General features: G+C 68.9%; 6 protein-coding genes. 4 read left to right on the forward strand and 2 right to left on the reverse strand.

From position 1 onward, the window contains the following. The coding region (locus J7E68_RS17885) for a LuxR C-terminal-related transcriptional regulator (protein WP_215174879.1) at window positions 1–557 on the forward strand (557 nt) is incomplete at its 5' end. Between the two features lie 37 nt (window positions 558–594). Here J7E68_RS17885 and J7E68_RS17890 read toward each other — a convergent pair. Both J7E68_RS17890 and J7E68_RS17895 read right to left on the reverse strand, forming a co-directional pair. Beyond that, window positions 595–2238 carry a DHA2 family efflux MFS transporter permease subunit gene (locus J7E68_RS17890; RefSeq protein ID WP_215174880.1) on the reverse strand — a complete coding sequence of 548 codons (1644 nt, stop codon included), beginning with the start codon at window positions 2236–2238 and terminating at the stop codon, window positions 595–597. Window positions 2239–2248: 10 nt separating this feature from the next. Further along, window positions 2249–2656, reverse strand: a complete 408-nt coding sequence (locus tag J7E68_RS17895) for a hypothetical protein (protein ID WP_215174882.1) — start codon at window positions 2654–2656, stop codon at window positions 2249–2251. A gap of 84 nt (window positions 2657–2740) precedes the next feature. On the opposite strand from J7E68_RS17895, the gene J7E68_RS17900 reads away from it, so the two are divergent. The 3 genes from J7E68_RS17900 to J7E68_RS17910 form a co-directional block, all read left to right on the forward strand. Next, the gene (locus tag J7E68_RS17900; protein WP_215174884.1) at window positions 2741–3169 is read left to right on the forward strand and encodes a MarR family winged helix-turn-helix transcriptional regulator; all 429 of its coding nucleotides are present in this window, start codon (window positions 2741–2743) and stop codon (window positions 3167–3169) included. Between the two features lie 25 nt (window positions 3170–3194). After that, window positions 3195–3617: an organic hydroperoxide resistance protein gene (locus tag J7E68_RS17905; protein ID WP_215174886.1), complete on the forward strand. Its 423-nt coding sequence runs from the start codon at window positions 3195–3197 to the stop codon at window positions 3615–3617. Between the two features lie 44 nt (window positions 3618–3661). Beyond that, on the forward strand, window positions 3662–3950 hold a 289-nt coding region (locus J7E68_RS17910; protein WP_215174888.1), incomplete at its 3' end, for an alcohol dehydrogenase catalytic domain-containing protein.

The following is a 3950-nucleotide window of genomic DNA, read 5'->3' on the forward strand; positions in this document are numbered from 1 at the left end:
ACCTCCGGCCCGTGGAGCGGTTCGGGAATCTCGACCTCCAGTTCGTCGAGCCGCCCACCACCGGCCGCGCACTTCCGAGCGAGGTCGCGCACGCGGCTCGAGCGATCGTCCGCAACTCGGTCCTCGCGATCGTCGACGACGGCACCGCGCGTCGAGTGCGTATCCAGTGGGACTGCGACGGCCTGAACCTGCTGATCGGCATCAGAGACGACGGGCGCGGCGAGCTCTCGGTACGCGACGATGCGCTTCGCCCGGCGGCAGAGAGCGTGGTGGCATTGAACGGCGATCTCGCCGTGTCGTCCACCGAAGGATGGGGGTCGGCGATCGACATCCGACTGCCCCTCGACCCGCCCGCCGCACCCGAGCCCCTGGGAGACGTGTCAGACCTGTCCACCCGAGAACGCGAGGTCCTTCGGCTCGTCGTCGGGGGCTCACGGAATCGCGAGATCGCGACGATGCTCGGGATCAGCGACAACACGGTCAAGTTCCACGTGTCGAACCTGCTGCGCAAGACCGGCTGCCGGACTCGCGGAGAGCTGGCGTCCCTCGCGCGGTAGCGACGCTGCCGCGCGGGCTCAGCCTGCGAGCCGGGCGTCAGCTCGTGGCGTCTCCTTCGGGGGCGCAGCGCGCCGGGCGTGAGTGCGGGCTCGATTCCTCCTCTTCGCTCCGACTGCGTGCGCCGGAGCCGAGGGAGATCGTCGAGAGCAGACCCAGCGTCAGGAAGCCCGCAGCCGTCCACGCGGCGAAGCGCGTGCCGTCGGAGAAGGCGGCCTTGGCATCATCCGCGATGGCTGCGGTCTCGGGATTCGCCTCGAGTCCGCTGATCGCCGCACCGGCGCTGTCCACGACCGACGACACGACCTGGTCGCGCTGGTCGGCCGAGAGCCCTCTGTCATCGAGCGAGGAGGCGAGGATTCCCGCGGTGCTCGTGAAGAGCACGGTGCCGAGCACGGCGACTCCGAGGGCTGCTCCGAGCTGCCGGGAGGTCGACTGGGTCCCGGATGCGGCGCCGCTGTCGGCGACCGGCACATCGGCGAGCACGACGCCGGTCAGCTGCGCCGTCGCGAGCCCTACGCCGAGTCCGTACACGAACAGGAACGGGATGAGCGGCACCCACGAGGCATCGGGGCCGATGACGACGCCGACACCCGCGACGCCGACGATCTCGGCGATCAGCCCCGCACGCACGACCCACACCGGTGCGACCTTGCCGCTCGCCGCACCGGCGGCGCCACTGGCGACGAACGACCCGCCGGCCAGCGCCAGCAGCAGCAGGCCCGTCTGCAGCGCGTCGAACCCCAGCACGAACTGCAGCCACAGCGGCAGCGCGAGGATGATGCCGAACTCGCCGAGCGACACGACGGTCGCCGCGATGTTGCCGTTGCGGAACGAGGGGATCGAGAACAGCTTGAGCGCCAGCAGAGTGGACTTCCCCCGGCGTTCGCGGTGCACGCCCCAGGCGATGAAGGCGATCAGCGAGACGACGGCGAGGGCTGCGGCGAACGGGATCGGCGAGACGTCGAGCGGCCACGTCCAGTCTCCGATCCGCGGACGCTGATCCACGAGCCACCACCCGTACGTGCGCCCCTCGATCAGAGCGAACACGAGGCTTCCCATCGTGATCACCGACAGCAGCGCCCCGACGACGTCGATCCGGGAGGTGCGATCACTGCGCGACTCGGCGACGGTCAGCAGCACACCGACGACGATGATGCTGCCGAGCGGGATGTTGATCCCGAACGCCCACCGCCAGGAGAACTCCGTCGTCAGCCATCCGCCGAGCAGCGGGCCGACGGCGGCCATCCCGCCGATCGTCGAGCCCCACACCGCGAAGGCGATGCCCCGTTCGCGCCCGCGGAACGTGGCGTTGATGATCGACAGCGTCGTCGGCAGGATCATCGCTCCGCCGACGCCCTGCGCGAGGCGGGCGAGGATCAGCATCGCGCCGTCGGGCGCGAGCGCTGCGAGCACGGATGACGCCGCGAAGACGACGACCCCGATGAGCATCACCCGACGTCGGCCGAATCGATCGGCGAGGCTGCCGAAGACCAGCAGCAGCGCGGCGAAGACGAGGGTGTAGGCCTCTTGCACCCACTGCACCTCGGTCGAGGTGATGCCGAGGTCGTCGACGATCGCCGGGATCGCGACGTTGACGATCGTCGAATCGACGATGATCAGCGAGACCGCGATGCTGATGAAGACCAGCCCGACCCAGCGCAACCGAAAGTATCGTTCCATGACTGCTAGCTTAGCTAGCTAAATCATCGAGAGGGCGCTCCAGAATTCTCCGCACCCCCGCCCGGGCGAGCATGAGCACGAAGATCAGCGCCGTCACGGGAAGGAAGCCGCCGAGCCGCACGGCATCGCCGAACACCAGGTCGACGAGCGCGAGCACCAGGAACTTGCTGCCGGGAATGATGAGCACGAGAGCCGCGACGTTGACCGCCCGGACCAGACGGGTGCGCGCACCGCGGACCCGTCTGAGGATGCTCTTCTTCACGAACAGCACGACCTCGAGCACCGCCTTCAGCAGGATCGCCGTCAGGAGGGCGAGGAGGAACGTCTCGGATATGACGTCGGGGAACAGCTGGATGAAGAGACCGAGCACGACGAGGTAGACGAAGACATCGACCAGGTCCACCGCCCGCAGCTGCACGCGGCACAGCCTAGCGTCGAGCTAGGCGCTGCCACCCCGCCAGATTAGGTTGTGCACAATCTAATCGCGTGCAATACTTGTCGTATGGCCGTGACCGATGAGATGGTGTGCTTCTCGCTGTACTCCGCCGCCCGCGCGACGACGCAGGCGTACCGCTCCCTCCTCGCACCCTGGGGCCTGACCTACCCGCAGTATCTCGTGCTCGCCATCCTCTGGATGGAGGGCGAGCAGACGATCGGCTCGCTGGGCGATGCCATGCAGCTCGACTCCGGCACGCTCTCCCCTCTCGTCCGCCGCCTCGAGCAGGCGGGCTACGTCGCACGCGCTCGCAGCTCGGCCGATGAGCGAGTCGTCACGGTGGGCCTGACCGAGGCGGGCGCAGCCCTGCGCACCGAGGTCGCGCCGGTCCACACGACGATCGCGGCCCTGGCCGGCATGCAGGACGACGATCAGCGTCACCGCCTGATCACCGAGCTGCAGCAGCTCACCGCACGGCTGCAGCACACCGACTGACCACAACCCGGAAGGAATCCACACGATGGACGCTCTCTACACCGCCGAGGCACTCGCCACCGGAGCAGGCCGCAACGGCCGCGTCACCACGGGCGAAGGCCGACTCGACCTCGACCTCGCGATCCCCAAGGAGATGGGAGGCAGCGGCGACGGAGCCAACCCCGAGCAGCTGTTCGCCGCCGGCTACGCCGCGTGCTTCCACTCCGCACTGCAGACCGTCGCCCGCGCACAGAAGGTGAAGATCACCGATTCGTCGGTGGGCGCGCGCGTGCAGATCGGATCGAACGGCGACGGCGGCTTCGGTCTGGCCGTGCAGCTCGAGGTCGTCATCCCCGACCTGCCTCACGAGCAGGCGCAGTCGCTCGCAGACGCCGCCCACCAGGTCTGCCCGTACTCCAACGCGACCCGCGGCAACATCGACGTCACGATCACCGTCACCGACGACTGATCCCGCTCGAACATCCCCACGACCGATCCCACAAGGAGAACATCATGCGCGCCCTCACCCACGACACCTTCGGCGATCCCGAGCAGGTACTCACCGTCACCGAGCGTCCGACTCCCGAGCCCGGGCCCGGTCAGGTCCGCCTGCGGATCGTGCTCTCGCCGATCCACAATCACGACCTGTGGACGATCCGCGGCACGTACGGATTCAAGCCCGAGCTCCCGGCCGCATCCGGCACCCAGGCCCTGGGCGTCGTGGACGCGCTGGGGGAAGGCGTCGAGAACCTCCCCGTCGGGCAGCGGGTCGCGACGGGCGGCACGTTCGGAGCGTGGGCCG

It is taken from the genome of Microbacterium sp. ISL-103, assembly GCF_018613995.1.
In the GTDB taxonomy this organism is placed as follows: Bacteria; Actinomycetota; Actinomycetes; order Actinomycetales; family Microbacteriaceae; genus Microbacterium.

What these genes read in the sequence shown, in the direction of transcription:
- J7E68_RS17890 (WP_215174880.1), bottom strand. Translation starts at nt 2,238, where the DNA reads ATGGAACGATACTTTCGGTTGCGCTGGGTCGGGCTGGTCTTCATCAGC.
- J7E68_RS17905 (WP_215174886.1), top strand. Translation starts at nt 3,195, where the DNA reads ATGGACGCTCTCTACACCGCCGAGGCACTCGCCACCGGAGCAGGCCGC.
- J7E68_RS17900 (WP_215174884.1), top strand. Translation starts at nt 2,741, where the DNA reads ATGGCCGTGACCGATGAGATGGTGTGCTTCTCGCTGTACTCCGCCGCC.